Below are 4,382 nucleotides of genomic sequence, written 5' to 3' on the forward strand. Positions count from 1 at the left end.
GCCCGAAGCCAGGATCCTGATCGCCCAGGGCGGCGGCCCGACCGCCGTGATCAACCAGTCGCTGGTCGGCGCGGTGCTCGCGGCGCAGCGCTTTCCGGAGGTGACGGCGGTCTACGGCGCCCGCCACGGCGTGCGCGGCATCGTCGACGAGGACTTCGTCGACCTGGCGCGCGAGACGCCGCAGCACCTCGAGGCGGTCGCCGCCACGCCGGCCTCGGCCCTCGGCAGCACCCGTGACAAGCCCGACCTGGCCTACTGCCGCGCCATCCTGAAAGTGCTGCAGGCGCATGGCATCAGCCATTTCCTGTACATCGGCGGCAACGACTCGTCGGATACCGTGCGCATCGTCAGCGAGGAAGCCCGCCAGGCCGGCCATGCGCTGCGCTGCATCCACGTGCCGAAGACCATCGACAACGACCTGGTGGGCAACGACCACACGCCGGGCTATGCGTCGGCGGCGCGCTTCGTCGCGCAGGCCTTCGCGGGGGCCAACCTCGACAACGCGGCGCTGCCGGGCGTCTACCTCGGCGTCGTGATGGGCCGGCATGCCGGCTTCCTGACGGCGGCCGCGGCGCTCGGCGCCCGCTACCCCGACGACGGCCCGCACCTCGTCTACCTGCCCGAGCGGGTGTTCGAGCGCGAGCGCTTCCTGGCCGACGTGCGTGAGACCCATCAGCGCCTGGGCCGTTGCGTGATCGCCGTCTCCGAGGGCATCCACGATGCGTCGGGCGAGCCGATCGCGGTGCAGCTCGCGCCGGGGGGTGTCGAGCGCGACGCCCACGGCAACGTGCAGCTGTCGGGCACCGGCGCCCTGGCCGATCTGCTGTGCGACCTCATCAAGGACCAGCTGAAGATCAAGCGCGTGCGCGGCGACACCTTCGGCTACCTGCAGCGCTCGTTCCTCGGCTGCGTGTCGGATGTCGACCAGCGCGAAGCCCGCGAGGTCGGCGAGACGGCGCTGCAGTTCGCACTGCGCGGCGACCGCGACGGTTCGGTCGCGATCCAGCGCTGCGGCGACTACGCCGTGCGCTACGAGCTGCTGCCGCTGGCGGCGGTGGCGGGCAAGACGCGGGTGATGGAAGATGTCTTCATCACCGAGGGCGGCAATGCCGTCACCGACGCGTTCCGCCAGTACCTGCGCCCGCTGCTCGGCAGCGACATGCCGCAGGCGCACCGGCTGCGCGGGCATCCGATCGCGAAGCGACTGGGCGGATCGACCGTAGGACGCTGACGCCCGGTCGGGCATTTCCTACCGCAGCGCCCGGTCCCGGCTGATGGGCCGCGCGGGCGTGAGCGGGTCTGATGGGATCTCTCCACCCACTGGAAAGGGATCACCATGAACCACAAGATGCTTTTGTTGTCCGCGCTGCTGGCCGGCGCCTTCGGCTCGCAGACCGTGCTGGCCCAGACGACGACCGACGACCCGTCCGCGCCGAAGACGCGCGAGCAGGTGAAGGCCGAAACCCGCGACGCCGCGGCCGCCGGCAAGAAGGTGCCGGTCGGCGAGCAGCACGACAACAAGCGCAAGCCGGTCACGTCGGAGACGACGCGCGCGCAGGTCAAGGCGGACACCAAGGCCGCGAAGGCCATGGGCGAGATGAAGACCAGCGAGGGCGACCTGAACAAGCTGCCGCCGCCGGCCGCCGGATCGCCGCCGCCGGCCGATCGCGCCGACGTGAAGGCCGAGACGAAGCGCGCGATGAAGAACGGCGAGATCGAGCGCAGCGAAGAATCAGGCAAGCCGAAGAAGTGACGGCTCCCGGCGGCGCCCAGCGCGCCGCCTGCCCCCTGTCCACCGTCTACCATCGCGGCCATGTGAGGAGGCTGCGATGCAAGAGTGGATACTCAGGCTCAACCAGTATTTCCCGATCCGCTACAGCGCCTGGCTGCTGAGCGGTATCGGGCTGCTGCTCAGTGCGTTCACCGCGGTCGCGTTCCACGTCGGGTGGCCCTGGCTGCTGCTGTTCGCGCTGCTGGTGGGCGTCGGCGTGCACGATGTGCTGCAGGCGCGGCATTCGGTGCTGCGCAACTACCCGGTGATCGGGCACCTGCGCTTCCTGCTGGAGTTCATCCGGCCCGAGATGCGCCAGTACTTCATCGAGGGCGACAACGAGGCGGCGCCGTTCTCGCGCCAGCAGCGCTCGCTGGTCTACCAGCGGGCGAAGAACGATCCCGACAAGCGGCCGTTCGGCACGCAGATGGACGTCGGTGCGCTCGGCTACGAATGGATCAACCACTCGATTGCGCCGACCGAGCTGCCGACGCACGACTTCCGCGTGATGATCGGCGCGAACCGCGCACAGCCGTACTCGGCGAGCGTCTTCAACATCTCGGCGATGAGTTTCGGTGCGCTGTCGGCGAACGCGATCCTTGCGCTCAATGCCGGCGCGAAACGCGGCGGCTTCGCGCATGACACCGGCGAGGGCAGCATCAGCCGCCATCACCGCGAGAACGGCGGCGACCTGATCTGGGAGGTCGGCTCCGGCTACTTCGGTTGCCGCCATGAAGATGGCAGCTTCGACGAGCGGCGCTTCGCCGAGAACGCGACCCAGCCGCAGGTGCGGATGATCGAGTTGAAGCTGAGCCAGGGTGCCAAGCCCGGGCATGGCGGCGTGCTGCCGGGGCCGAAGGTCACGCCCGAGATCGCCGAGGCCCGGGGTGTGGCAGCCTGGGTCGACTGCATCTCGCCGGCACGCCACAGCGCGTTCGACACGCCGGTCGAGATGATGCGGTTCATCGAGCGGCTGCGCACGCTGTCCGGCGGCAAGCCGACCGGCTTCAAGCTGTGCATCGGCCACCCGTGGGAGTGGTTCGCGATCGCGAAGGCGATGCTCGTCACCGGCATCACGCCGGATTTCATCGTCGTCGATGGTGCCGAGGGCGGCACCGGCGCGGCGCCGCTGGAGTTCACCGACCACGTCGGTGCGCCGCTGCAGGAGGGCCTGCTGCTGGTGCACAACACGCTGGTCGGGCTGAACCTGCGCGACCAGGTGAAGCTCGGCTGTGCCGGCAAGGTGGTCAGCGCGTTCGACATCGCGCGGATGATGGCCCTGGGGGCGGACTGGTGCAATGCGGCGCGCGGCTTCATGTTCGCGCTCGGTTGCATCCAGGCGCAGGCCTGCCACACCGGTGCGTGCCCGACGGGGGTCAGCACGCAGGACGCGCAGCGCCAGCGCGCGCTGGTGGTGCCGACCAAGGCCGAGCGCGTCTTCCACTACCACCAGAACACCTTGCGCGCGCTGAAGGAGCTGGTGCAGGCGGCGGGGCTGACGCATCCGGGCGGCATCACGGCGTCGCACATCGTGCGCCTGTCTGCCGACCATGAGGTGAAACTGCTCGCGAATCTGCTGCCGTTCCTGAAGCCGGGTTCGCTGCTGGACGGCAGCGAGCCGGCGCACAACGTCTTCCGGCTGTACTGGCCGATGGCGCAGGCGTACAGTTTCGCGATGACCCCCCCGGGTTGAGGGGGCTGGCAGCCCTTGGTCATGGGGATGCACCGGATGGGGGTGCGGCGAAGAATGGCCGATCTGCTTGCTTGTGCGTTTTTCCATGCCGTCCCTCGTCCTTCTGCAGCGTGACCATGAGGCCAGCCCTCATCTGGCGGCCTTGATCGCGGCCACTCCGGGTTTCCGGGTGGTCGGCACGGTCCACACRATCGACGAGGCGCGGCCGCTGATCGCGCGCGCCGACCCCGACATCCTGGTGACCGACCTGCGCGTGCAGGACGGCCCGGTCGACGGCCTGCTGGGCGACCTGCGCCAGGGCGGCCGTGCGACGCGCCCGCAGGTGCTGGTGACGCTGATGTCGCACGACGACATGGTGCTGCTGCAGGCCTTGCGCGCCGGGGCCGACGGGTATTGGGTGCATGCCAACTCCCCCGAGGCGCTGATCAGCGGACTGCAGGAGGTGGCCAGGGGTGAGTCGCCGATGACGCCGACCATTGCGCGCCAGGTGCTGTCTCACTTCGAGACATCGCCGCGGCATGCGCTGGCCGACACGATGACCGAGGCGCTGAACCCGCTGGTGCTGACCGGCATGGAGCGGCAGATCCTGCAGTGGCTGGCGCAGGGCTACCTGATCGACGAGATCGCGCAGCAGTGGCATGCGAGCGTGCACACGGTGGCTTGCGGGATTCGACGGGTTTATCAGAAGTTGCAGTTTGATATTCGGGCTAATGGGTTGTCGCTCACTGCTTGATGCCTTTGCCGGGTTTCGCTCCGGACGCTGCGCTGTGCTTGCCGGCAGGTTTCGCCCCGGCGGGCGAGTCACTTTCATTTGTCTTGCCAAATGAAAGTAACCAAAGCAAAGGCGCTTTGAAAACCATGCGGTTCGTTCAGTCTCGCTGCGGACAACACTGACGCTTCGGCTGCACATCCCCGTTC

General features: G+C 68.8%; 4 protein-coding genes. All 4 read left to right on the forward strand.

Going from position 1 to position 4,382, the window contains the following annotated elements; genetic code table 11:
* Nucleotides 1-13 precede the first annotated feature (13 nt).
* The 4 genes from AC1D12_RS25965 (at nucleotide 14) to AC1D12_RS25980 (ending at nucleotide 4,197) form a co-directional block, all read left to right on the forward strand.
* Nucleotides 14-1,231, forward strand: a complete 1,218-nt coding sequence (locus AC1D12_RS25965) for a 6-phosphofructokinase (protein WP_477843825.1) — start codon at nucleotides 14-16, stop codon at nucleotides 1,229-1,231.
* Between the two features lie 105 nt (nucleotides 1,232-1,336).
* A complete protein-coding gene (locus AC1D12_RS25970; RefSeq protein ID WP_465111393.1) occupies nucleotides 1,337-1,753 on the forward strand; it encodes a DUF4148 domain-containing protein in 417 nt (138 codons plus the stop codon).
* Nucleotides 1,754-1,829: 76 nt separating this feature from the next.
* Complete coding sequence (locus tag AC1D12_RS25975; protein WP_477843823.1) at nucleotides 1,830-3,464, forward strand: FMN-binding glutamate synthase family protein; 1,635 nt, start codon at nucleotides 1,830-1,832, stop codon at nucleotides 3,462-3,464.
* A gap of 142 nt (nucleotides 3,465-3,606) precedes the next feature.
* A complete protein-coding gene (locus tag AC1D12_RS25980) occupies nucleotides 3,607-4,197 on the forward strand; it encodes a LuxR C-terminal-related transcriptional regulator (RefSeq protein WP_477825363.1) in 591 nt (196 codons plus the stop codon).
* Nucleotides 4,198-4,382 lie beyond the last annotated feature (185 nt).

The sequence above is a fragment of the Rhizobacter sp. P1_G5 genome (assembly GCF_056405435.1).

Excerpts from the sequence above, each read along its gene's own strand:
- AC1D12_RS25975 (WP_477843823.1), top strand. The coding sequence starts at position 1,830 with ATGCAAGAGTGGATACTCAGGCTCAACCAGTATTTCCCGATCCGCTAC.
- AC1D12_RS25970 (WP_465111393.1), top strand. The coding sequence starts at position 1,337 with ATGAACCACAAGATGCTTTTGTTGTCCGCGCTGCTGGCCGGCGCCTTC.